This is a genomic window from Chryseobacterium sp. PET-29 (genome assembly GCF_025736815.1).
Lineage (GTDB): Bacteria > Bacteroidota > Bacteroidia > Flavobacteriales > Weeksellaceae > Chryseobacterium > Chryseobacterium nepalense.
The window spans coordinates 1,983,903-2,009,256 of sequence record NZ_CP107053.1; the positions used below are offsets into that span (position 1 = coordinate 1,983,903).

Annotated in this window: 16 protein-coding genes; 10 read left to right on the top strand and 6 right to left on the bottom strand. The window is 36.6% G+C overall.

Translation table 11 applies throughout. From position 1 onward, the window contains the following. Positions 1-106 precede the first annotated feature (106 nt). Positions 107-2,356: a T9SS type A sorting domain-containing protein gene (locus ODE14_RS08680; RefSeq protein WP_263603759.1), complete on the bottom strand. Its 2,250-nt coding sequence runs from the start codon at positions 2,354-2,356 to the stop codon at positions 107-109. 241 nt (positions 2,357-2,597) lie between these two features. Continuing rightward, positions 2,598-7,274 (bottom strand): DNA polymerase III subunit alpha, encoded by a 4,677-nt coding sequence (gene dnaE / locus ODE14_RS08685; protein WP_263603760.1) that lies wholly within the window; start codon positions 7,272-7,274, stop codon positions 2,598-2,600. A 244-nt stretch (positions 7,275-7,518) separates the two neighbouring features. On the opposite strand from dnaE, the gene ODE14_RS08690 reads away from it, so the two are divergent. The 3 genes from ODE14_RS08690 (at position 7,519) to ODE14_RS08700 (ending at position 12,904) form a co-directional block, all read left to right on the top strand. Continuing rightward, entirely contained in the window at positions 7,519-9,621 is a 2,103-nt protein-coding gene (locus ODE14_RS08690; RefSeq protein ID WP_263603761.1) for a S8 family peptidase, read from the top strand. An 80-nt stretch (positions 9,622-9,701) separates the two neighbouring features. Further along, the gene (locus ODE14_RS08695; RefSeq protein ID WP_263603762.1) at positions 9,702-11,774 is read left to right on the top strand and encodes a thiamine pyrophosphate-dependent enzyme; all 2,073 of its coding nucleotides are present in this window, start codon (positions 9,702-9,704) and stop codon (positions 11,772-11,774) included. Positions 11,775-11,872: 98 nt separating this feature from the next. Next, the gene (locus tag ODE14_RS08700) at positions 11,873-12,904 is read left to right on the top strand and encodes a bestrophin family protein (RefSeq protein ID WP_263603763.1); all 1,032 of its coding nucleotides are present in this window, start codon (positions 11,873-11,875) and stop codon (positions 12,902-12,904) included. A gap of 149 nt (positions 12,905-13,053) precedes the next feature. Here the strand turns inward: ODE14_RS08700 and ODE14_RS08705 are convergent, their stop codons facing one another. Then, positions 13,054-13,512, bottom strand: coding sequence for an Lrp/AsnC family transcriptional regulator (locus ODE14_RS08705; protein ID WP_263603764.1), 459 nt, complete (start codon positions 13,510-13,512; stop codon positions 13,054-13,056). A 156-nt stretch (positions 13,513-13,668) separates the two neighbouring features. Here ODE14_RS08705 and ODE14_RS08710 point away from each other — a divergent pair, with 156 nt between their 5' ends. Continuing rightward, entirely contained in the window at positions 13,669-14,895 is a 1,227-nt protein-coding gene (locus ODE14_RS08710; protein ID WP_263603765.1) for an aminotransferase class I/II-fold pyridoxal phosphate-dependent enzyme, read from the top strand. A 364-nt stretch (positions 14,896-15,259) separates the two neighbouring features. Here ODE14_RS08710 and ODE14_RS08715 read toward each other — a convergent pair whose 3' ends face one another. Continuing rightward, positions 15,260-16,264 carry a glycosyltransferase gene (locus ODE14_RS08715; RefSeq protein WP_263603766.1) on the bottom strand — a complete coding sequence of 335 codons (1,005 nt, stop codon included), beginning with the start codon at positions 16,262-16,264 and terminating at the stop codon, positions 15,260-15,262. 218 nt (positions 16,265-16,482) lie between these two features. Here ODE14_RS08715 and ODE14_RS08720 point away from each other — a divergent pair, with 218 nt between their 5' ends. Then, positions 16,483-17,490 carry an SDR family NAD(P)-dependent oxidoreductase gene (locus ODE14_RS08720; protein WP_263603767.1) on the top strand — a complete coding sequence of 336 codons (1,008 nt, stop codon included), beginning with the start codon at positions 16,483-16,485 and terminating at the stop codon, positions 17,488-17,490. A gap of 37 nt (positions 17,491-17,527) precedes the next feature. Beyond that, a complete protein-coding gene (locus tag ODE14_RS08725; RefSeq protein WP_263603768.1) occupies positions 17,528-18,334 on the top strand; it encodes a helix-turn-helix domain-containing protein in 807 nt (268 codons plus the stop codon). A gap of 98 nt (positions 18,335-18,432) precedes the next feature. Here ODE14_RS08725 and ODE14_RS08730 read toward each other — a convergent pair whose 3' ends face one another. Then, positions 18,433-18,825 carry a branched-chain amino acid ABC transporter substrate-binding protein gene (locus ODE14_RS08730; RefSeq protein ID WP_263603769.1) on the bottom strand — a complete coding sequence of 131 codons (393 nt, stop codon included), beginning with the start codon at positions 18,823-18,825 and terminating at the stop codon, positions 18,433-18,435. Positions 18,826-18,887: 62 nt separating this feature from the next. Then, positions 18,888-19,322: a cold shock domain-containing protein gene (locus ODE14_RS08735; RefSeq protein ID WP_072886276.1), complete on the bottom strand. Its 435-nt coding sequence runs from the start codon at positions 19,320-19,322 to the stop codon at positions 18,888-18,890. 483 nt (positions 19,323-19,805) lie between these two features. Between ODE14_RS08735 and ODE14_RS08740 the strand changes: the two genes are divergently transcribed. From ODE14_RS08740 to ODE14_RS08755, 4 genes are all read left to right on the top strand, one after another. Next, positions 19,806-22,028, top strand: a complete 2,223-nt coding sequence (locus ODE14_RS08740; protein ID WP_263603770.1) for an ATP-dependent nuclease — start codon at positions 19,806-19,808, stop codon at positions 22,026-22,028. Then, positions 22,010-23,914 carry a UvrD-helicase domain-containing protein gene (locus tag ODE14_RS08745; protein WP_263603771.1) on the top strand — a complete coding sequence of 635 codons (1,905 nt, stop codon included), beginning with the start codon at positions 22,010-22,012 and terminating at the stop codon, positions 23,912-23,914. Before ODE14_RS08740 ends, ODE14_RS08745 begins: the two co-directional genes overlap by 19 nt. 171 nt (positions 23,915-24,085) lie before the next feature. Further along, a complete protein-coding gene (locus tag ODE14_RS08750) occupies positions 24,086-24,865 on the top strand; it encodes a hypothetical protein (RefSeq protein WP_263603772.1) in 780 nt (259 codons plus the stop codon). Positions 24,866-25,012: 147 nt separating this feature from the next. Beyond that, entirely contained in the window at positions 25,013-25,150 is a 138-nt protein-coding gene (locus ODE14_RS08755) for a hypothetical protein (RefSeq protein ID WP_263603773.1), read from the top strand. Positions 25,151-25,354 lie beyond the last annotated feature (204 nt).

A 25,354-nucleotide genomic window follows, 5' to 3' on the forward strand; every position in this document is an offset into this window, starting at 1 on the left:
ATTAATAATATAAAATTCAAATACATATTAAATCAATCCCAACCTCTGCATTTATCAAAAAAAATAACGGCCAAAAATGGCCGCTATTTAATTTATGATGATGCTATTATTTTTTAATTGATTTTACTGTTTTTTGAGTTCCATCTTTTAAGTATAGCGTAATCATGTACATTCCTGATTTTAAATCGGCTAAATTAAGCTCAGATCCTGGCTTTTCAATTGTCTTTATCAATCTTCCGGAAAGATCCGTAACAGAAACCGATTTTACATTATCGACCTCTGAAATATTCAGCACATCAGAGAAAGGATTCGGAAACACCTTAATACCATCTTTTAAGGCTGAAGTTTCTGAAGTTCCAAGGCAAGAAGAGTTTACGATTACATTAACCGGCTGTCTTGCACTCTCACAACCAGCAGTTAATTGCCAATCATAAAAATAATAATATGAAGTAGAAGTGGTATTACCTGAACAACAATTACCATTGGTGATCGTCATTACACCCGGAACGGAAAGCGGATATGCTCCCCAAGATGCTCCCGATTCTCTTACCAAACTGCTAACCCCTCCCGTTCTGCTCATCATCATTAATTTATAATTGCTTCCCGGTGTTACGGAAAAATTCAGAGGAACAAACGTTTTTACATAAGGAGCTGTTGTACCTGTAAGATTTACCGTAACAGTCTGCAAGGTAACTGCCGGACTAACATTTCCATCCTGTAAAGCGATGACAACCGTTCCCGCGCCTGTGCCTATAGGATAAACATATACCCCATTGATTGTAAAACTGGAAGTAGCATCAAAAAACAATCCCGCCTCTAAAGTATACCCACTCGTAGATATCGCATTTGCCAATCCTGCACTTGGAGGATTAGTCCCGGTTTTTGCCGATACATAATATGTAGTATTTGCTGAAATCACAGGTGTTGTGTAAGAATTCCCGGTACTTAAGACATTTCCTCCAGTAGCAGCATCATACCATGTAACAATAGCACCTGAATCTGCCGTAGCCGATATGGTAGCCGAACCTGAAGCCCCACAAACAGTTGCCCCATTTACGTTTATGATAGCAGGAGGCTGACATGACGTTGCAAATGAAGATACCGTAGACCAAACACTCTTATCCGATCCTGAGCACACCGATCTTACCCATACGTAATAGGTTGTAGCAGGAAGCAAGCCACCAATTGATGCCGAAGCCGTTGTTGAAGTGACAGAATTTGATGCATCCAAAACCGTGCTCGATGTAGGCGCAGTATTTGACGTACTGTAATATACTTCATAACCATTACCCGGAAGTGCTGAAGGCGGAGTCCATGATACTACAGCTCCATTAGTGGTTACCGTTGCTAAAGGAACCGTTAAACCTGTAGGAACTATGCATGTTGGCGGCGCCCAGTTAAATGTTAATCCCGGAACAGGAAAACTCGTATTATCTCTCGCAACACTTGCACTGTTGGTAGTTCCGGCTGTTGTAGAATCCCACGGACTGCCTGCCGCACCGGACCTGTTATTAAAATCAGCGTTTGAAGCCCCTCTCAAACCAACCTGATTGGTTCTTGATGTCGTGTTGATATTATAACCCGGCCCGTAAACTATCGAAATACGGTTAGAAGTTTCAGCAAGCCTTAACTGAAAATTAAGATGATTACTTCCGGTTACCGCTGTACTGTAATCATTATATCCGATCCATTCAATAACAAAAACTCTGTTTGGAGCAACTCCTTCAACAGCGGTAAAAATCTTACCTGATCCATAACGTACTACAGCAGACGAAGAGCTGGATGTTGCAGGAGCAGACATGGTAATGGTTCCGGCAGTTTCATCAAAAGCCGTTACAGTGGCTCCCGAAGGAATTCCATTGACATTATTGAGCTGTTTTCCTATTTCAATACCTTTAAAAGAAGCCACATTGGTAATGATATCAGATCCGCTTGTGGTAACTCCGGAAGTAATAAATACACCCCACAAATCTCTGTTCATAACACTTACAGCTCCAGAAAATCCGGTAGTTGAAGATATTAAAGAACTGGCAGTACTGGTAGTAGCACCAAATGTTGCCCCTCCATTTGAATTGACAAATATTGAGGTATAATCTACCCCGTTAAAATTAAAATTAAAAGGAATAGTAACCGGCCAGCCTGCTGTATCATTAGTAGTTGATGTTGTAGCCTCACTCCCGGAAACAACCGTACCTGAAGAAGCAATACTATTGAATATGCCTGTAGTCTGAGCAAATACATAGTTATTCACCTGCGCATTCATCGTCTGTACAGCTCCAAAGAATGCAAGGGCAATAATTCCCGTTTTTTTTAAGCCAAGACACCATTGCCACGGACTCGTGTAAAGTTTTCTCATAAAGATTCTTTTAAATTAGATTTTAAAAATAGCAAATAAAAAATATTTAATGTAAATTTTTGCTAATTTATTTTAAATTTAAATAAAAATAAATGATTTAAATTACATAAAACGTAAATAAATTCAAAATACAGTGAATAAAAAATAATTTAAATGTGGTATCATTTTTTTAAGAATCAGCCAAGTATTTACAAAACAACAGCGCGGCCTGAAGGCCGCGCTTTTATAATATTTTAAATATTTAATTCAGATAAAATTCATATTTGCTAAGCAGTTGAATTTCCTTAATCAGTTCTCCACTGAGATGTACCGAATGCTTCATCGACTGAACTTCAATATGCTCTTCCCGATCATCTTCGGTATTTTTGATATAGAATTTCAGTTTCTGATCTCCCTGATTACGTTCCAGAACACTTCTGAAAAAAGTAAGATCTTCAGGCCTGAAATCCATCACATCCATGACCAGAGAAATGCTTTTGGCAAACCGTTCAAATGCTTCCTGAAGTTCAATCACCTCGTTTACATTCACAAAAACCCTTCCGTCTTTTACCTGTGCAAATTTAATCTTAAAGATCACAAAACGCTGAACTTCCAGCTTTTCTTTCAAACGCATATAATCCCTGTCTCCGAGCCTGAAAGAATAAGATCCAGAATAATCTTCAAGGGTAACAAAAGCAACCTTTTCACCGCTTCTGAAACCATCCTGCACACGATATTCAGTAATCAGTCCCGCAACCGTATATTCTTTACCACCTCCGCCATTTTCTCTTTCTTTCTGGATCGTTTTCCAGTCTTTCTTCTTCTCTTCAAACAATTCTTCCTGCTTGCCGGCAAAGGCTTGTTCTTTATAAGCATCTACCTCATCCAGATTAAGAAAATGAAAAACTCCTTTTGGCTCTGCCTTTTTCGTAACTTCTTCAATAATCTCTTCCTCCTCGCCTGCAACAATATCATCGGAAACAATTTCTATAAGCTCAGCCACATCTTCAGGAGCATCCTGCTCAAGGATAGGAGCTTCATCCACTACCAATTTTACTTCTTGCTCTTTTTCCAAAACAGCCTTTTTAGAAAGCTGTCCCTGCATAAACTGGTATTGATACCTGAACTCATCCAGAGGATGTGCGGAAAGATAGAATCCTATAATTTCCTTTTCTTTGTTCAGCTTATGCATATTCGGCCATTCCGGGCAGGGCGGCAGTTTGGGCTGTTCGATCTGAACTTCTTCAGCAAAATCTGCAAAAAGAGAATTTTCCATCTCATTTTTACTCTCCTGAAAGCTTTGTCCGTATCTGATCAGTCTTTCAAGATTGGTTCTCCCGGCCATATCTATATCGAAATACTGGCCCCGGTGGAAAGAATCCAGCTCATCAAAAGCTCCCGCCAACACCAAACTTTCCGCCACTCTTTTATTCATCTGCGAAGGAAGAATTCTTTCAAAGAAATCATAAATATTTTTGAATCTTCCATTTGCTCTTTCCCTTGTAATAGCTTCACTCGGCCCTTCACCAATACCTTTAATCGCACCTAATCCGAAACGGATCTGTCCTTTTTCGTTTACCGAAAATTTATACTGAGATTCATTAACATCCGGACCCAATACATCAACACCCATACTTTTACAATCTTCCATGAACATGGTAATCGAGTCGGTATTATTAATGTTGTTGCTCATTACACTTGCCATATATTCCGCCGGATAATTGGCTTTCAAAAACGCTGTCTGATAAGCAATAAACGCATAACAGGTAGAGTGTGATTTATTAAAGGCATATTCAGCAAAAGCTTTCCAGTCGTTCCAGATTTTTTCTAATCTTTCTTCATCAAGATTGTTTTTTCTTCCGCCTTCGATGAATTTCGGATACATCTTATTAAGAACGTCTATCTGCTTTTTACCCATTGCTTTTCTCAGGGTATCAGCTTCACCTTTCGTAAAGTTGGCCAATTTTTGTGACAAAAGCATTACCTGCTCCTGATAAACGGTAATTCCGTAAGTTTCCTTTAAATATTCTTCAGTTTCGGGTAAATCGTAAACAATTTCTTCAATGCCATGTTTCCTGTTGATAAAGTTCGGAATATATTTTATCGGACCCGGACGGTACAAAGCATTCATGGCAATAAGGTCAGCAAAAACTGTTGGCTTAAGCTCCCTCATGTACTTTTGCATCCCGGGACTTTCATACTGGAAAATCCCGATGGTTCGTCCTTCTTTAAAAAGTTGATAGGTTTTAGCATCATCCAAAGGAATTTCGTCTGGATCAATATCCACGCCATGTCGTTCTTTTACGAGCTTCAAGGCATCTTTAATGATGGTAAGTGTTCTAAGGCCCAGGAAGTCCATCTTTAGGAGACCGGCACTTTCAGCAACAGAGTTATCAAATTGTGACACCAAAATATCCGCATCTTTTGCCGCAATCGTTACCGGAACCAGGTTACTCACATCTTCAGGTGTAATAATCACCCCACAGGCATGGATCCCTGTATTCCGAATACATCCCTCCATCTTTTTTGCACTTGCAAGCACATCATGACGAGGATCAGAAGGACTGTCTAAAACCAGTCTCATCTCATCAACGAGCATCTGTTCTTCCGGTTTTAGTTTATCATATTTTGCCAAGGCTTTCGCAATATTCATCCCTGGCGTGGAAGGAATCAGTTTGGCAATATTATTTGTATCAGGAATCGGAACATCCAGTACTCTTCCTGCATCTTTAATAGCAGATTTACCACCCAGAACAGAGTACGTAATAATCTGCGCTACCTGGCTCTGTCCGTACTTATCGATTACCCATTTAATAATCCGGTCACGGCCTTCATCATCAAAGTCAATATCAATATCCGGCATGGAAACCCTTTCAGGATTAAGGAATCTCTCAAAAAGGAGATCATATTTAATAGGATCCACATTGGTAATTCCGATACAGTATGCTACAGCAGATCCGGCAGCAGAACCCCTGCCCGGCCCTACCCAAACTCCCATTTTCCGGGCTTCATTACAAAAATCCTGTACAATAAGGAAATAACCCGGATATCCTGTATTGGCAATAACCTCGAGTTCGAAATCGAGACGTTCTTTGATACTTTCAGTTATTCCATTAACTCCATATCTCTTTTTTGCGCCTTCATAGGTCAGATGGGTGAGATAAGCCATCTCTCCACGTTTTCCTCCGTCAACCTCATCTTCCGCATGAACAAATTCCTGAGGGATATCAAATTTCGGAAGCAAAACATCTCTTTTAAGGGTATAAGGTTTGAACTTCGCAGTAAATTCTTCATACGCATCAAAAGCATCAGGATAAGCAAGAAATGCTTCCTTGATCTCATCTGAATTTTTAATGTAATATTCTCCGGTAGCAAGACCTCTTCTTTTACCAAAACCTTTACCAACGGGCGTTGACAACTTTTCACCATCCTTGATGCAGCTGACAATATCCTGAATATTGGAATCGTCTCTATTCGTGTAAAACGTTTCGTTCTGTGCTAAAATTTTAACATTATATTTATCGGCAAAATGAAGGAGAACATCATTTAAGTGCTCTTCTTCGGGTAGCTTATGATTCTGAATCTGAACATAAAAATCATCTTCAAAGGTATCTTTCCACCATTTGAAAAGTTCTTCTCCTTTTTGTTCCCCGGTATTTAATATAGCATCAGGAATATCTCCATGAATACCTGAAGTTAAAGCGATAACTCCTTCTTTATATTGTGCGATCAGCTCGCGGCTTACTCTTGGAACTCCAAAATAAAATCCTTTCAGGAAACCGATACTGGAAAGTTTTGCCAGGTTTTTATATCCGTTAAAATCTTTTGCCAAAAGGACAACCTGTGTTCTTCGGTCGGGATCATCTTTGGTAAACTGCTTCTGTTCATACCGTTCAGAGATATAAAACTCACAGCCTACAACAGGAATTAACGGCTCTGACACAGGTTCAGCTTCATTAAAAGCTTCGCCTTTCTCTTCCGCTTCCTGTTTTTTTGCTAAATATTCCTTATGCTTTTTAGCACGATCTGAATTTGCTCCTTCCACCGCGGAAACAAATTTGAAAGCGCCCATCATATTTCCCAGATCTACCATTCCGACAGCCGGGAAGTTATTATCGGTGGCTTTTTTAATCAGATCATTAATGCTGGAAGTCGCCGATAATGTTGAAAAAACACTGTGATTATCAAAATTGAAATATTTTCCCAGATCAATTTCATCAATACTTCCAAAATCCTGCTGTTTCTTTTTATTATGGAAATCCGCAACCTGCCTTCTGATAACAATATTGAAAGGTTTGATCGGGTCGGGATAAAGCGTTTTAAAATATGTAAGCTGATCTTCAGAAATCTTTAAAACTTCCGCAGGAATAACCCCGATTCTCATCATTTCGAAGAAAACCTGAGCGGTTGCATTTACGTCTGCAGCAGCATTGTGAGCTTCATCAAACTTGTGCCCGTACAGCTTTTCGTACAACTCTTCCAGTTTTGGAGGCTTAAATCTGCCACCGCGGCCGCCGCCGAGCTGACAGAAATCTGTACCCAGAACCATGGTATCGGCTCTAGGCTTTTCCTGAAGGTTGTCTTTAATATTTTTACGGTAAAATTCTGCTCCTACAATGTTATAATCAAACTCTACGTTGTGTCCGGAAACGACTCTTACTTTTTCTAAAACTTTAGAGAATTCATTTAAAATTTCAGTAAGATCACGACCTTCTTCATTGGCAATCTTCGTAGTAATACCGTGAATTCTCGCGGCGTTGAAGGGAATATCGTACCCTTCCGGTTTTATGATATAATCCTGATTTTCAATAAGTGTCCCATCATCATCATGCAGCTGCCATGCAATCTGAACCATTCTTGGCCAGTTGTCTGAGTCTGAAAGCGGAGCATTGAAATTCTTTGGTAAACCTGTGGTTTCTGTGTCAAAAACTAAATACATGTAATCTTCTAGCTTTTATTTAAAAAGAGAATGTAAAGTTACTTCATTTTTTGATTTCTGTAAACTTTAAGCCTATTAAATAATCATCAGTTCATACTAAATTAAATATCATTAAATACACATTATTAAAAATTTAAGAATCATTAAAATTCAATTAATATTCATTATAGCATAAACAACATTTAATGAAAAATCATGAATCTTATTTACATTTGTTATCGATATTTATATAATCACTAGCGGCATGAGGAAAAATCTAATTGTATTAAGTACATTATTGGGTGTATTGGTATACTCACAGAAAAACAATGAAGTTTTAAGAAGAGAATTTGAACAGCAAAAGATTCAGAATGAGAATAAGTTTGATCGGTATGCTGAAAAAGTCTACGGGAAAAGTCCGGACGCAGTCACTAAGAAAAAAATAGATTCTCTGAAATCACGGCTTGGAGGTTTTCATTTTGATATTCCTTACTTTTTACAGGAACAGGACACCAGGCAGCTATCCAATTCAAATTCTGATTTACTGAATACAGCCGGCAACGTAACAGGACTGACAGGAGCTTTCAATGGTGAAAACATCAAATATACCATTTTCGACGGCGGAAGAATTTACGGAGCACATACAGCTTTCAATAATGCGTCCGGAAGAATAAGCAATAAGGAGGCAAGTTCCCAGATTTATTCTGATCACTCTACAGGTGTAGGAAGCTTTATAGGAGGAAAAAGCGTTACTTTATCCAATAGTAGCGGCGTTGTAGGAAACACAAAAGGAGTTGCCATTAATTCTACGATGGACAGCTATATGTTCGCAACAACCACTTTGCCAGGCAACAGTTCCAGCAGTAATGTTTTTGAAAAAATTATTATTGCATCTCCCAATATTTCCAATCATTCTTATGGTATTAATGCCGGTTGGGATGAAGATTATGACAGCAACGGAAATTTATATTATGTTTACAACGGTTCTAAAAGCGGTAATACATTTTACGATTTTCAGGGAACTTATGATGAAAATGATTACAATTATGACGCTCTGGTTTACAATAACCCTTCTTTCATTATTGTAAAATCTGCAGGAAATTCATTCGGTATGGGCCCGAATGGAGCTTCAGCAACAATTCCTAAATATTACAGCACTTCGAACGGCCAGGCCGCATTTGGAAGCAACGACACTCCCCCACCGAATAATTGTTCACAGGGCTACGACTGTATAGGCCCCGGATCATTGGCAAAAAATATTATTGTTGTGGGAGCTACAGACATTATTACCACCAATAATTTCCGATATACCAGTCCAGCCGATGTTATACACTCTGACTATAGTAGCGCCGGTCCCAGAGATGATGGTGGAATAAAACCGGATATCTCTACTGTAGGAACGGACGTTTTGTATGCCGCTAGCTCAGCTTCGGGGAGCTCTCTTTGGGCAGAAGGAAGCGGAACTTCTTTTTCAGCACCTGTTGTTACAGGAATTATAGGATTATGGACCCAAATTTACAAGCAGCTGTTCAATAATGCATTACTTGATGCTGCTTCAGCGAAAGTACTTACCGTTCACTCCGCTTCAGAAGCTGGAAATATAGGACCGGACCCATGGTTCGGATGGGGCTTTATTGATGCTAAAAAAGGAGCAGAATTACTGTTAGGAAAAGCCAATAATACCGTAATTTTTAATAATGAAACTTTAAATAGCGGTGTTAAAAACAGCAAAACCATAATAGCGAGCGGAGGTGAACCATTAAAAGCCACCATTAGCTGGATAGATCCTCAGTATGAACCCAATTATCAGTTTGTATCTGATGTTTACAACAACAGATCATCAAAATTAATTAATGATCTGGATTTGAGAATTATAGACCTTACTACGAATACCGTTTATTATCCATGGAAGCTTAACGCCAACAGCCCTTTAACACCTGCTTCAAAAGCAGACAACACGGTGGATAATGTGGAGCAGGTAGTCATTGACAATCCCGTTGCGGGCAGAAGCTACAGAATTGAAATCACAAACAAAGGTACATTAGTCAACGATTCCGGAAGTACGTCTTCACAGAACTATTCCATTATGGTAACCGGGCAAACACAATCTTCATTGTCAACCAATGACCTTATAAAAAACAACGGAATGGTAATAGCGCCAACGCTTACAAAAGATTTCGTAAAAGTTTTAAAAGCCCCTAAGAAATCCGTTTATAATGTTTATGATCTTTCCGGAAAAAAACTTCAGACCGGAATTTTCAAAAATGAGGAAGAAACCATTGACCTGACACCTTATATCAAAGGAGTATATATTATAGAAGTTAAAACAGAGAAGGATACTGTTTCTAAAAAAGTAATTAAAGAATAACATTATCATTATTTTTATTTAAAACGCTCAAAACACTAACACTTGTTAGTGTTTTGTTTTTTTGTTTATCTTTGCTTTCTATGGAAAATACACTTCACGAGAAAGTTTCACAGGAGATTCTGCTAAAAGCATATAATCATATGATGCTTGCCAAGGCAATGGCAGACATTTACGAAGAAAACAGAAATGTTACCAAATATGTTCATAGCACTTCAAGAGGTCACGAAGCGATTCAGCTGGCTACTGCTTATCAATTAAAAAAAGAAGACTGGGTATCCCCTTATTACAGAGATGAAAGTATTCTTTTAGGAATAGGTTTCGAACCCTATCAGCTGATGCTGCAATTGCTGGCTAAAGCCGAAGATCCTTTTTCAGGAGGAAGATCTTATTATTCCCATCCTTCTAGCAGGGACGAAAACAAACCTAAAATCATTCATCAGAGCTCCGCAACCGGAATGCAGACCATTCCTACAGCAGGAGTGGCACAAGGTATAAAATATATTCAGGACTTTAATCTGCAGCACTTTGAAAACAATCCTGTTGTTGTATGCAGCCTCGGAGATAACTCCGTTACGGAAGGCGAAGTGAGTGAAGCGCTTCAATTTTCAGCATTACATCAGCTTCCGATTATTTTCCTGGTACAGGATAACGAATGGGGAATTTCTGTAACCAAAGATGAAGCAAGAACCTGTGACGCTTACGATTTTGTAGCAGGTTTCACAGGCCTTAGCAGAATGAGAGTGGATGGTACCGATTTCATTGAAAGTTTTGAAGTCATGAAAAAAGCGGTTGATTTTGTGCGTAATGAGAGAAAACCTTTGGTTGTCTGTGCAAAAACTGTCCTTATCGGCCATCATACTTCCGGAGTACGAAGAGAATTTTACAGAGATGAAGAAGATCTGGCAAAACACAGAGCTAAAGATCCGGGAGAAATCCTTAGAAACCAGTTGCTGGATTCCGGTGTTGATGAAGAATTATTAAAACAAATTACCAAAAAAGCCCGTCTTGAAGCCGAAGAAGCCTTCGACAGAGCAAAAAATGCCGAGGATCCGAAACCTGAAACGGTAATGCAGCATGTGTTCGCACCGACTCCGATTACGGAAGAAACAGGAACACGTGAGCCTGCAGGTGGTGAAAAGATTGTAATGGTAGATGCTGCCATACATGCTATTCAGGAATTGATGTGGAAACATCCTGAAGCTTTGTTATACGGACAGGATGTTGGAGAAAGAATCGGTGGTGTCTTCCGTGAGACGGTAACATTAGGAAAAAAATTCGGCAGTAAAAGGGTTTTTAATACCGCTATCCAGGAAGCTTATATCATTGGTTCCACTACCGGAATGAGTGCGGTTGGCCTGAAACCGATCGTTGAAGTTCAGTTTGCCGATTATATCTATCCGGGAATCAACCAATTGATCACGGAAATCTCAAAATCGAACTATCTGAGCCAGGGAAAATTCCCGGTCAGCAATATCATCCGTGTACCGATCGGCGCTTATGGCGGCGGCGGCCCTTACCACAGCGGAAGCGTAGAAAGTATTCTTGCCAACATTAAAGGAATAAAAATCGCTTATCCAAGCAATGCGGCAGATTTTAAAGGTTTACTGAAAGCGGCCTATTACGATCCGAATCCGGTAATTATGCTGGAACACAAAGGTCTTTACTGGAGTAAAGTTCCGGGAACGGAAGATGCAAAAACAATAGAGCCAGCGGAAGATTATATTTTACCTTTTGGTAAAGGAAAAGTAATTATTGAAGCCGATAAAGATGAAACGGAAAAAGGCAGAACTTTACTGGTTGTTACTTACGGAATGGGGGTTTACTGGGCTAAAGAAGCAGCGAAAAATTTCGGTGGGAAAGTGGAAGTTATCGATTTAAGAACATTGATTCCTCTTGATGAAGAATTGATTTTTGAAAGAGTAAAAGTGCACGGAAAATGTATCGTTTTAACGGAAGAGCAGCTTAACAACTCTTTTGCGGAAGCTTTTGCACACAGAATTTCCAAAAACTGTTTCAGGTATCTTGATGCTCCGGTAGAAACGATGGGATCGCTTGACGTTCCGGCAGTTCCTATTAACCTTGTGCTGGAAAAAGAAATGTTGCCAAACGCTGAAAAGCTGAGCGCCAAAATTGAAGAAATGCTGAAATATTAATTTACAATAAAAATAAAATTGAGCCTCTAAAAATTTTTAGGGGCTTTTTTGTATGCTTTTTGTTAATTTTAATAATCTTTAAAAAAAACATATCGTTTATGATCACTACAAAATATGTCAATTACAGGCAGGTTCTCAATTTATCGGGATTTCATCTTATTATGATTTCCATTTGGTGTACTTTGATTGCCATTCTTTTTCATTTTTTCAATTGGCATTGGATGATCATTCCCTGGGTTCCGGTAGCATTGATCGGTACGGCAGAAGCTTTTCTGGTTGGTTTTAAAAACAATCAGGCCTACGACAGATTGTGGGAAGCCAGGAAAATATGGGGCGGAATTGTAAATTCGAGCCGTATGCTTGGCTCCATGGTCTCTGCATTTGACACGGGAAACGATGAAATCGGAAAGTTCGATCTTGAAGACCGACGGAAAAAAATAGTGTACCGACACATTGCGTGGCTCTATCAATTGCGCGAACAGCTTTTGATTCCTACAGAATGGGAACATATTAAAGTGGAAGAAGACCAGCTAAAAAGTGTAGATCAGAAACGTAATCGTTTAATTAAAGCAGGTTTTCCAGATTATGGAAGAACTCCGATATTCCTTAATAAATATCTATCCGAAGATGAGGCAGCAATTCAGTCTGACTACAAGAATTTTGCAACCCATCTTATCGCACAACAATCGAAAGATATTAACGAATTAAAGAATATGGGTGCCATTTCAGGATTTAATCACATGCAGCTTCAGGACTGCCTGAACGAATTTTATACGTTACAGGGACAAGCTGAGAGAATCAAGAAATTCCCGTTGCCAAGACAGTTTGCCAGCACCGCTTTTGTATTTAACGTTATTTTCATCATGCTGCTTCCGCTAGGTCTGGTAAGCGAATTTGCCAAACTGGGAGACTGGGGCGTCTGGGCCTCAATTCCTTTTTGCATTACAATTGGATGGATTTACATCATTATGGAACTGGTAGGTGATTATTCTGAAAATCCTTTTGAAGGATTGATGTTTGACATTCCGATGCTGTCCATCTGCAGGACCATAGAAATCGACCTGCTGCAAATGACAGGTGATACAGAACTTCCGGATCCGATTGCTTCTAAAAATGGTGTTCTGGTATAATCTAAAACTATTATTGAAGTAACAAACTGCGGCCTAGCCCCGATTGCAGCTTTGTCTGAGCTCATTTTTTTGGTATTGGCAGCGGCTTCATGCCGCTAATACCAAAAAATAGCGAGTGCGGAAAGCGGGAATAGCTTCAAATATTATATTCACAGAACAATCGCCGTTGTATTTTTCACTTCAGAGATCATAAAAGAGCTGTGGGTGCTTGCAATATGCTGTAATGTGGTAAGTTTGGAAAGCATGAAATTCCGGTAATCTTCCATATCCTTTACTGCGATTTTCAGAATATAATCATAGTCTCCGCTTATGTGGAAACATTCTGTAACTTCATCCAGGTTCATGATTTCCCGTTCGAACTGCAATACATATTCTTTTTTGTGCTGGGTTAATTTTACATGGCACAAAACAATAAAATCACGGTCGATTTTATGGCGGTTGAGAATAGCGACATATTTGGAAATAACTCCTGTATTTTCCAGTTTCCTGATGCGTTCATAAACAGCGGTTACAGACAAACCCAGCTTGTAGGACAGCTCTTTGGTGGTCTGCTTTGAATCTTCCTGTAAATAAAGGAGCAATTTTTTATCCGTATTATCCAGTGCCATAGATATTTTTTTGTTAAAAATTTACATCTATCAAATATAATAAACTTTATTTCTATCAGATTGATATTTAATAGATTTATATACTGTAAAATCAATTTTACCTTGTAAAAAAGAAGGAATACTTTCATTTTAGCATCGGAAAAAAATTAAATAGTTATGAAAGATTTTAACGCGGCAAATGAAATTCAGGATTTACAGTATTTCGGTGAATTTGGCGGGGTAAACCCATCCATTTCAGACAGTTCTACCTATACCTTCCTCTCCGCAAAAACAATGTTTGATACATTTGAGGGAAATGCGGAAGGCTGTTATCTGTATTCAAGGCATTCTTCTCCTATGAATCTGTATCTTTCCCAGGCCCTTGCCAAAATGGAAAATACGGAAGCAGCCAATGTTACCGCTTCAGGTATGGGCGCCATTACTTCGGTTTTATTACAGGTATGTAAAAGCGGAGACCATATTATTTCCAGCAGAACAATTTACGGAGGAACCTATGCTTTCATGAAAAATTTTCTTCCGCCATTTAATATTGAAACCACATTCTTAGACATCAATAATTTTGATTCTATTGAAAAAGCTATAAAGCCGAACACAAAGATTATATACTGTGAAAGTGTAAGCAATCCCCTCCTTGAGGTTGCTGACCTGAGAAAATTATCGGAAATCTGTAAAAAGTACAGCCTGAAACTTATTGTTGATAATACCTTCTCACCACTTTCCATCTCCCCTTCATTACTGGGAGCGGATATTGTGATTCATTCTCTTACGAAATTCATTAACGGAAGCAGCGATACGGTGGGCGGTGTATACTGTGGAACCCAGGAATTCATCAACGACACCAAAAATGTGAATACCGGAGCATGCATGTTGTTGGGACCTACCATGGACAGCCTGCGTTCTGCAAGTATTCTGAAAAACCTCAGAACCCTTCACATCAGGATGAAACAGCACAGCCACAATGCCAAGTATCTTGCTGAAAGATTTGAAAATGACGGATTGAAAGTTTCATATCCCGGATTGAAATCCCACAAAAACCATGAATTAATGAAAAGCATGATGCATGAAGAATATGGTTTTGGAGGGCTGCTGACAGTAGATGCAGGAACTACCGAAAAAGCCAACGAACTGATGGAAATGATGCAGCATGAAAACCTGGGATATCTTGCGGTAAGCCTTGGATTTTATAAAACTTTATTCTCATGTTCGGGAAGCTCAACTTCTTCTGAAATTCCGGAGGAAGAACGTGCCGAAATGGGAATCTCAGATGGCCTGATCCGTTTTTCCATCGGTCTCGATCATGATATCGAAAGAACTTACGAAAAGATGCGGGAATGCATGCTCAAAACAGGCGTTCTCAACCATGAAACCATATTTACATCTTAATTTCCTTTCAAAAAGCTGTTGTTCACTCAACAGCTTTTATTTTTTAATAAAGTTTAATGCTTTACTGTTATCTTAAAAGCACCCAGACATAGTTTTTGAAATGCATTGCTGAGATACCTTCTAAGATGAGAAACTTAATGCATTAAATGAAAATTAGACCATATATCTGCAAAATCTGTGGAATCTGCGGGAGAAAAATCAAGAGTTTGAAAATATTAAACAACAAAAGACGGATGATTAAGGTTGAAAGACAAAGCCTACAAAATTTTAAAATTTACATATTTTAAAGTAAAGCATTTTAATATAAAAATTGTTGCTGAGATTCTCCCGAATGACAATGTGTACGTTTATAAAATAATTTAAATTAATTTTTATGAAAATGTTTCGGGAACGCTTCCTCCGGCTTCATCCTGAAAACATTTAACAATATCCATGATTTTAAAAATCCGTAACCATAAGAAAACATCTGAATATAAGTGGATATTACCGCCATTCCGGCAATACTGATATTTTTGGTGACAAATAATGCATGAAAGAGAACCATAAAAGTATACAGACCGTAAAAGGCAAGGATAATTCCTTTTCCCATAATAAAATATTCCAGGAAGCCCATAATGTAACCCAATAGAAACAAAGTAGGAAAAGCAAATGATATTTTCACATAATTCGGGTGCCGCTGATTCAGGATGGGCCTTGCGCAACCGAACTGATACACCTGCTTTGAGAATTTCCCGAAGTCTACCCTTCTCTTGTGATAAACAGCAATATTATTGAAAAAAGCAGTGGTATATCCGTTTTCCCAAAGTGTCATGGAAAGATCCGGATCCTCTCCTATCCGCATTTCAGAGAAACCGCCTACTTTTTCAAAAACTTCTTTTTTCACTCCCATATTAAAGCTTCTAGGCTGGAACTTCGATACCGCTTTTTTATTTCCTCTGATTCCGCCGGTGGTAAAAACGGAAGTCATGGAATAGGAAATCGCTTTCTGCATCAGGTTAAAACCTTTATGCGCCTTATCTGCCCCGCCGAAAGCATCACACGGAATTTCAACAATATCCTTTTTGATATTTTCAATATAATCTTTTTCTACAATAACGTCACTGTCTACAAAAACCAGCCATTCATTGGCAGCTCTCCTCGCCCCGTAATTTCTCGAAAGTCCCGGGCCGGAATTATCTTTCCTGAAGTATTTTATTGTCAAAAAGCTTTCAAAATTTTGAATCACAGGACGGAGATCCACCAATGAGCCATCATCCACAATGATTATTTCAAAGTCTTTATCGGTTTGGGAAGTGAGGGAAGTGAGGAGCTCAAAAAGCTCATCTTTACGGTTAAAAATAGCAACAACTATGGAAATGGTAGGACTCAAATCTGAAAATTTTTCAAAATTACTTATTCATGAAGGAATGCGCAACGCATTTATGATAATTTATAACTCGAAAACAGGATTTAACAGAATTAGATCAGGATATTAGAAAACACTTTTCTGATACTGTGAAATTTTAAACAAAATAAATTGGCATTTTAAACAAAACGAAAAAAAACTGTCTAATCTACCTTTGCCTCAATTAATAAAAATATTTAAAAATGAGACTTAGTAAATCACAACGTCCTATCAATTCGGGATTTAATGCACAATCAACAGCAGAAGAAGTAATCAGCGGAATTAATTTATCCGGAAAAACGGCAATTGTAACGGGAGGTTATGCCGGAATCGGACTTGAAACAGTAAAAACACTCACAGAAGCCGGAGCCTACGTCATTGTACCCGCGAGAGATCTTGAAAAAGCAGGAAAAAATCTTTCAGGCTTAAACAATATCGAAATTGAAAAACTGGACTTAATGGATCCGCAGTCTATCAGTAATTTTGCAGACCGGTTTTTAAGTTCCGGCAGAAAACTGGATCTGCTGATCAATAACGCCGGCATTATGTGGGTTCCTTTGAGAAGGGACAGCCGAGGAATCGAATCGCAACTGGCAACAAATTACCTGGGGCAGTTCCATCTTACTGCAGCATTATGGGAAAGCCTGAAAAATACAGACGGAGCAAGAGTAATCAATGTTTCATCTTACGGGCACCAGATGTCGCCATTTGACTTTAATGATCCCAATTTCGAGCACAGGACCTATGAAACACTGCTGGGTTACGGGCAATCGAAAACAGCCAGCAATCTTTTTGCAGTGGCTCTTGATGAAAGAGCAAAAAAATTCAATGTCCGTGCCTATGCTGTACATCCCGGTTCAGTATACGGCACAGATCTGGGAAGAGAAGAGCCCATCGATCTGTATATCCAGATGGGAACTCATGATGCAGACGGGAAAATAAAACCTGAAGTTCAGGCTCAATTAAAAACCATTCCGCAAGGAGCTGCCACAACAATTTGGTGTGCTACAAGTCCGGAACTTAAAGATATCGGTGGCGTGTATTGTGAAAACTGTGACATCGCTGAAATTGATCGCGGACAAATTGAACACAGATATGGCGACCCATCAACAATCAGGGGAGTTCAACCCTACTCCATAGATTTGAATTTGGCAGAAAAGCTCTGGATCCTCAGCGAAGAGATGACCGGTATAAAATTCGAAGCGGAATAATTCTTTTAATTAAATTTACCCAGGAAAATGTTTACCTATGGATTTTCAAATTAAATACATCACTCCGGATATCAAGCTTTCAACGTATGACGACAAACTCTTCAAAACAGAAACGGTTTTTGAATTTCACATGCTGGTCTGGTTTATCTCAGGGGAAACAAAAATCATTCAGGCAGACAAATCGTATCTTTTCAAAGCCGGTGACATTTTCCTGATTCCCAGAAATCATCTGGCCACCATCATCAATTATCCAAAAAACGGACTTCCGCACAAAGCGGTAGTCATGCACCTCACCACAGAACGGCTGAAGGATTTCTATTCTAATATTGAAACGCTGAAAAAAGATTCATCTGAAAAAACGACCATTCGTAGTTTTGAAAAACATCCTTTATTGGAAAGCTGTCTCGCATCACTCATTCCCTATTTCGACCTTACGGAATCTTTTCCCGAAAATATTGCAGCATTAAAAATTACGGAAGCCATAAGTATTTTAAGGGCAATCGATAAAACTATTGATTCCGTTCTCGGTAATTTTGAAGAACCCGGAAAAATCGATCTGGTGGACTTTATGGAAAAAAATTACATGTTCAATATGCCGCTGGAGAGATTCGGGTATTTAACAGGAAGAAGCCTGTCTACCTTTAACAGGGATTTCAGAAAGATTTTTCAGGTAACACCGCAACGGTGGCTTACCCAGAAACGGCTGGAACTTGCATTTTATCATCTTTCTGAAAAAAGTAAAAAACCGTCGGATGTTTTTATGGAAGTTGGCTTTGAAGATCTTTCGCATTTCTCTTATGCCTTTAAAAAACAATACGGTTTTGCTCCGTCACTGGTAAGATAATATTAATAGTACCGTCTCAAAAGTCAACTATTTATTTTTGTCATTCTGAGAGCAGCGAAGAATCTCTAAGCCAATCATTAAGATCCCCCATTAAACAATCAGAATATTCCTGATTTAAAATAAATCCACAGAAATACAGATACACACAGTGTGGCTACCGAAAGACTGAAAAACAGCCACTGAAAAACGCTTTTAGAATAATATTTTCCCAAAAGATACAGCACAAAGAAAATAACCACCGAAACTGCGAAGCCTAAAACCGAAGCTATAGCAACGGACTGGATATAATTTCCTGAAACAGTAGGATTTCTAAAAACAAAAAAGAAAAGAACAGCTGAAATAAGATACAATACTGCGCTTATCTTTTCAAAGACATATTTTCTTTTCTTCTTATCAGGCAGATCATAATGAATCGAGTCTGAAGAACCACCATTAAACAGGTTAAGTGCATTACCACACAGGTCTAAAAAATCAAAAAAGTCGAAATTCATAGGTTGAATTTCGACAAATTTAAAAATTTATTCGGTACACCGGAAGAAGCTTCCGGGTAATTTTATTTCACCAGCTGAATTTCCGCTGCAGAAAATCCTTTCGGTGATTTTTCTTTCTCGTAAGAAACTTTGTTTCCTTTTTTCACAGGTTCTGCACAGTTGTTACTGTGGAAGAAAATATTTTCCTTCGTTTTGTCTTCCGTGATAAAACCGTATCCTTTTTCGCTTAAAAAAGTAACGATTCCTGTTTTTCTGAGTTCCTCCGCCTCAATAGGAGCTGCACCCAATTGGATGTCATCAATGTTGATCTCAGCTTTTTCCCCCTGATCCGGTGGAGTTGAAGTCAATTGACCGTTTGCGTCTACATACATAAACATCTCGTCAAGACTTTTACCTTTGTTGTTGCTCGATTTACGCTCTTCACGTTTCAGAGCTTTTTCCTTTTGTTTTTGAACTTTCTTTTTGAAATTTTCTTTTTTAGAAAAAGAATCCGCCATATATTATTATAAAATTTAGTTGTTACATGAATACATTTTTCCGTTGCAGGAAAAGAAATAAAAAGTTTGAATAAGATCTCTGATTATGCCTTAAATAAGAGCTTAAAATGAAATAGTATTAAAATCTGTCAGCTGTAAAAGCAAAAAAAACCGATTGAAAATAGAAATCTAAACTGTTACAGAGAAAGGTTGTTTCCTTTTATTATCATACAAAGATACGAAAAAACATCCAAACTTCCTATTAATGAATTGGATCTCAATTTGTTTTTAGCCTAAAGCTTTATGAAATAGTATACATATGAGCAAAAATTACATGAATGAACGACCTCAAAAGTCAAATCAATTTTTACACGTTCTGTCATTCCGAGGAACGAAGGAATCTCTTAATAATTTAAGGGTACGGTTTTCCGTAATGTTTTTTTATGATTAAAAAATATATTTGAAGTTGAAATATTATCAATAAATTAGAAAAAATTAACAACCATGAAGATAGAGTCTATTTACATAAAAAACTTTAGACTACTCAAAGATTTTAAAATTGATCTAGAACAGTCGCTTTCGTTAGTTCTAGGTAAAAATAATACTGGAAAAACTTCATTTTTAACTTGCCTAGACAAATTCATTAATAATTCAGATAAGAAAAAAATTGTTTCTGAGGATTTCAATCTTGATTATAAAAAAGAAATTGAAAAACTAATTTCTGCAACTATTGAACTTAATGAAGAAGATTATAATAAAGCTATTCACGGTATAAAATTAAGGCTTGTAATTTCTTATGAAGAAGGAGAAAATACATGTAATATTTCAGATTTGATGATGGATTTAGAGCCTGATCACAATAAAATTATTATAGGCTACGAGTATTACTTAAATTATGACCAATATAAAGAGTTACGAAAAGAGTATAGATCTTTTATTCTCGCTGAAATTAAAAAAGTAAAAGAATGTGAAGAAAAAGAAAAGGATAAACCTGAAGAAGAAAGAAAAAAATATATTCCAAAAAACTTTGATTATTTTTTTAAACTAAATGTAGAAAAATTCTTTAAGTATAGGTGGAAAAGTATTAATTATAATTATGAAGATTCAATAATTGATGAAAATAATTTTAATGATTTAGAACAGTATAAAACAAAAAGCAACTTAAGTAATATTATTAATTTCAAATATATCAGTGCAAAAAGAAGTGTTACAAATAAAGAAAATGAAAAAACTTTATCTACACAAACATCTGAAATATATGAAAGAAGCGAGAAAAACGATGAAGATGAAAAGAAAATTGACGAATTTAAATCTGTAATTGAAGATACTGATGAGATTTTAGGAAACGTTTATGAAGCTTTATTCAGCGACATTACTGAAAAAGTAAGTTTATTTGGAGGAGTAAGAAAAGATGAATCTGTAATAAAAGTAATTTCCACTTTACAACGAAAAGAACTATTAAAAGGAAATACAACTGTTATATATAAACACAGTAATGATTCTGAATTCCCCGAACATTATAATGGTTTGGGTTATATGAATCTTATAAGTATGATTTTTGAGATTGAAATTTTAGTAAGTGAATTCAAAAGAGGAAAAGACGAAACTCCAGCTGATATTAATTTACTTTTTATTGAAGAACCAGAAGCCCATACTCATCCACAAATGCAATATGTTTTTATCAAAAACATTACTGAACTTTTAAAGAACGGGATTGTTCTTGAGAAGGATGCAAGTGGAAAGATTATAAAAAGCCAACCTTTTCAGTATATTATTAGTACACATTCATCTCATATAGTTGCTAATTGTCAAGAATTTAATTCTATAAAATATTTAAAAAAAGAATCAATTAATGACATCAAAGCAAAAAATATAAAAGATTTAGAAAAAGAATATACTGATGCAGGAGAAGAAAAAAATTACCGTTTTTTAAAACAATATTTAACAATAAATAGAGCAGAATTATTTTTTGCTGATAAAGCAATTTTTATTGAAGGTGATACGGAAAGAATTCTATTACCTGCAATGATGAAAAAATTAGATCTAGAAGTCGATTTGAAAGATAATGAACTTCATTTATTATCACAAAACATTTCAATTGTAGAAGTTGGAGCACATTCACATATTTTTGAAAGATTTATTGATTTCATAGGTGTAAAATCACTAATTCTAACCGATTTAGATTGCTATTATACAGAGCCCGTTTTAAATGATGAGGGAGTACAGCAAATATATCAAAATGGAAATCCTAAAGTAAAAGAAAAGAAATGTCCTGCTAGCGATGTCAATGTACAATTCACGAAAAATTGGGCTTTAATATTTTTTCATAAAGAAAAAAAAGAAATAAATTATTTTAAAGAGTTAGGACTTGACTGGAAAATAATTAGAAGAAATAAAAAAGGTAAATGGAATTCTAATAGAAAAGGTAAAATTCTTTTAATGTTTCAAATAGAAGAAAATGGCTATCACGCAAGAAGTTTTGAAGATGGTTTTTTTCACGTTAATTATGATTTTATTTGTGATGAAAACAATAGCTTCCTATCATTAACAGATAAATGGATTGAAGATTTCAAAGCAAATAAAAATGCTTTTGATCTTTCCGAAAATGGAATAGAAAGTAAATCTTCTTTAGCAATAGAAATATTATTGAACAGTGATGAAACATATTCTAACTGGCAAATACCAGCTTACATTAAAGAAGGATTATTATGGTTAAGGAAAGACTAGACATACAAGATCAGCCAGAAGTATTATCAATTTTTGACCATATTGATAAGGGGCACAATTTTCTATTGAGTGGTGGCGCAGGAAGTGGTAAAACATATTCTTTAGTTTCTGTGATTAGGCAAGTAATTAAAGAAAATCCTACAATTAAAATTGCTTGTATGACTTATACAAATTCAGCAGTAAAAGAAATTGAGGATCGTGTAAATCATAAGAATCTGAAAGTATCTACAATTCACGATTTTCTATGGGATAACATTAAAAACTTTCAATCAGAATTAAAGTCAACTTTAATACAATTAGCAAAGGAAGATGGTATTACTAGTATTGTTTTAAATAATCCCGAAGAAATTTTATCGGGAGATATTAAAATTCAATACAAGGAATATATCAGATTGAGAGAAGGAATAATTTCTCACGATGAAGTGTTAACTCTTTCTGAACATATGTTTGCAAAGTATCCTAAGTTATGTGATATTTTAAAGGATAAATTCAAATTCATATTCATTGACGAGTATCAGGATACTAATGAACAAGTAATTAGAATATTTTTAGATCATCTACGAGTATCTAAAAAAGAATCTATAATAGGTTTATTTGGAGATGCAATGCAATCTATCTACGATGATGGAGTTGGTAACATAAATTCTTATTTGGAAGAAAATTACGTAAAAGAAGTTATTAAAAATCAAAACAGAAGAAATCCAAAAAAGATTTACGAGCTTGCCAACAAACTCCGTACGGATAGTGTTAAACAAGAACACTCTTCTGATTTAAGAGCTCCTAACATTTTACCAGATGGAAATGTAAAAGATGGTAATATTTTATTTTTATATTCCGTAGAAAAGGACAATGAAAAAATAAAGAATTATTTAAAAAAACTTGATCAAGGTTGGGACTTTGACAATGCTAAAACAACTAAAGAATTAAATCTAACTCATAACTTAATATCTGCGCAAGCTGGATTTTCAACATTAATGGAAATCTATGGAAGAGACAGAGTAATTGAATATAAAAACAAAATATTAAAAGAACTAAAGGAAAAAACAGATATTATAATAGAAGATAGTGACACTTTTGGAAATGTGATAGAAAAGATACAGACAAGCAAGACACCTTCTATTATACAATTCATAGACTCTAATCCATTATTATATGAAAAAGCAAAAAAATATCCTTTCGAAATTTTTAAGAAAATTTATATTGATACCGATATTCTAATTGATGATAAAAAACAAAACGAAGATGAAGAAAACACTAAAGGTTCAAAAAGAGATAATTTAGTAAAGCATTTATTCAAAATTCAAAATATCTTAAGATTTTATGTAGATAAAAATTTCCCTGAGTTTTTTAGAGTTATGAAGAGAAATGGAATTTGTATCACTACAATTGAAGACAAACGAAAATTGAAAAGCAACATTGAAAATTTATTAACTAATCAAAACACCACAATTGGTGAAGTAATAAATAAAGCCAATGAGTTAGATATTGTAAAAAAAGATGATAAAATAAATGAATTTATCACGTCTTCAGAATATATCTATGATAGAGTAAAAGAAGTATCATATCAAGAATTTATTAAATTATATAATTATTTAGAGGGTTTAACTCCTTTCTCTACACAGCATAAAACTAAAGGAAATGAGTTTGACAACGTCCTAGTAATTTTAGATAATGGAAATTGGTTTAAATATAATTTCAATTATTTATTTACCAATAGAACAGATAAAGCGAGTGTTTTAGAAAGGACTCAAAAATTATTTTATGTATGTTGTACTCGTTCAAAAGAAAATTTAGCAGTTTTTTTTCAAAATCCTTCACCACAAGTTATTGAAAGTGCAAAAAATTGGTTTGATGAAATTATTAATCTCGATCAATATTCCCAATAGCAGATATTTCCAATCCATGCTGTCTTCAAAACCAAACCCTTGCTCATCAGCCAGGGTTTTACATGCTCTTCACTTAACATAAAATAATAACACCCAAATACTTCCCTCCAAAATTTCTTCCCTTTAAAATAAATTTTATATTTGTTCCACTAACTTAAAACACAAATGCATATGGAAACAAATCCCGAATTGCAGGGCAATCCTGAACCCGAGAAAAACAATCCAAAAACCGCGAGCGAAGTCGGCCATGCCCGAAATGTCGCCAACCTCCAAAAGCTCATCCGGCAGGTTTCCGTGTACAGCCTTTATAATCCGCCGGTTCCGGAGCTTACCGTAGCCAGCCTTCAGGCACTGTACAATATGGCAACAGCCAAAATAAGCGAAGTGGAAGATAAGCGGAATGCCAACAAAAATGCCATCGCCTTACGTCAGGAAGCTTTTGAGAACCTGAAAGCAACCTGTACCCGCATTGTGAACCGACTGGAAATCCTCGGATTACCACAAGGGACCATAGACCAGGCAAAATCATTGAATCGTTCTATCCAGGGAACCAAAAAGAAATCTGTCACAACAACCGAAACAGGAAAGGAAGCCCCAAAAACTATTTCTTCCTCCAGGCAGTCTTTCACCCAACGGGCCGATAATTTCGGGGTCCTATTGCAGCTCTTAACAACCATTTCGGCGTATGCCCCCCAGGAAGATGAATTAAAATTAACCAGCCTCAACACTTATAAAAGCGAGCTGGTAAGCGCAACACAGGCAGTAGACCAGACCGAGGCGGAGCTGAATCTCAAACTGATAGAAAGAGATAAAATATTGTATACGGAAGGAACCGGCCTCTACTCCATTGCCATGAATGTTAAAAAATATATGAAGAGCCTTTACGGTGCCACTTCCCCGGAATATCTGACGGTTTCAGGTATTAAATTTACTGTCGTTTCGAATCAGTAAACTGTAATGAAAAAGCCAGTAAACCAAAGATTCATTCTACAACAATCTATAATTTGATTTTAATCATCCTGATCGAATATTCGGTCAGGATATTTTTATATTCTGCCGCCTGCAAATTATATTTTTGCGCCTGCAAACCATATTCTTTTGCCTGCAAACCATAATATCACACCTGCAATGTATATTCTTTTGCCTGTAAATAATATTCTTCAGCCTGCAACTTATATTCCTGCTCCTGTAAACAATATTTTTGCAACTGTAAATTATATTTTCATGCCTGTATGATCCATTAATCCGGCATCAATAAAAGTAGTATACAACTTCCGTAGGAACAGCAGCTGTGTAGAAAAATAACAGTACGAAACAGCAGGACTCCGAAGGGGTCCAATCTCTGTAAATCTCAAGGATACAATACATAGACGCAGATCGCGCGGATTTGCAATGCATGTTCTCAACCTTACCCAAACAAAAAACCACCGGAATTCGGTG

What these genes read in the sequence shown, in the direction of transcription:
- ODE14_RS08700 (WP_263603763.1), top strand. Translation starts at nt 11,873, where the DNA reads ATGATCACTACAAAATATGTCAATTACAGGCAGGTTCTCAATTTATCG.
- ODE14_RS08735 (WP_072886276.1), bottom strand. Translation starts at nt 19,322, where the DNA reads ATGGCGGATTCTTTTTCTAAAAAAGAAAATTTCAAAAAGAAAGTTCAA.
- dnaE (WP_263603760.1), bottom strand. Translation starts at nt 7,274, where the DNA reads ATGTATTTAGTTTTTGACACAGAAACCACAGGTTTACCAAAGAATTTC.
- ODE14_RS08695 (WP_263603762.1), top strand. Translation starts at nt 9,702, where the DNA reads ATGGAAAATACACTTCACGAGAAAGTTTCACAGGAGATTCTGCTAAAA.
- ODE14_RS08705 (WP_263603764.1), bottom strand. Translation starts at nt 13,512, where the DNA reads ATGGCACTGGATAATACGGATAAAAAATTGCTCCTTTATTTACAGGAA.
- ODE14_RS08740 (WP_263603770.1), top strand. Translation starts at nt 19,806, where the DNA reads ATGAAGATAGAGTCTATTTACATAAAAAACTTTAGACTACTCAAAGAT.
- ODE14_RS08710 (WP_263603765.1), top strand. Translation starts at nt 13,669, where the DNA reads ATGAAAGATTTTAACGCGGCAAATGAAATTCAGGATTTACAGTATTTC.
- ODE14_RS08725 (WP_263603768.1), top strand. Translation starts at nt 17,528, where the DNA reads ATGGATTTTCAAATTAAATACATCACTCCGGATATCAAGCTTTCAACG.
- ODE14_RS08680 (WP_263603759.1), bottom strand. Translation starts at nt 2,356, where the DNA reads ATGAGAAAACTTTACACGAGTCCGTGGCAATGGTGTCTTGGCTTAAAA.
- ODE14_RS08750 (WP_263603772.1), top strand. Translation starts at nt 24,086, where the DNA reads ATGGAAACAAATCCCGAATTGCAGGGCAATCCTGAACCCGAGAAAAAC.
- ODE14_RS08745 (WP_263603771.1), top strand. Translation starts at nt 22,010, where the DNA reads ATGGTTAAGGAAAGACTAGACATACAAGATCAGCCAGAAGTATTATCA.
- ODE14_RS08690 (WP_263603761.1), top strand. Translation starts at nt 7,519, where the DNA reads ATGAGGAAAAATCTAATTGTATTAAGTACATTATTGGGTGTATTGGTA.
- ODE14_RS08730 (WP_263603769.1), bottom strand. Translation starts at nt 18,825, where the DNA reads ATGAATTTCGACTTTTTTGATTTTTTAGACCTGTGTGGTAATGCACTT.
- ODE14_RS08720 (WP_263603767.1), top strand. Translation starts at nt 16,483, where the DNA reads ATGAGACTTAGTAAATCACAACGTCCTATCAATTCGGGATTTAATGCA.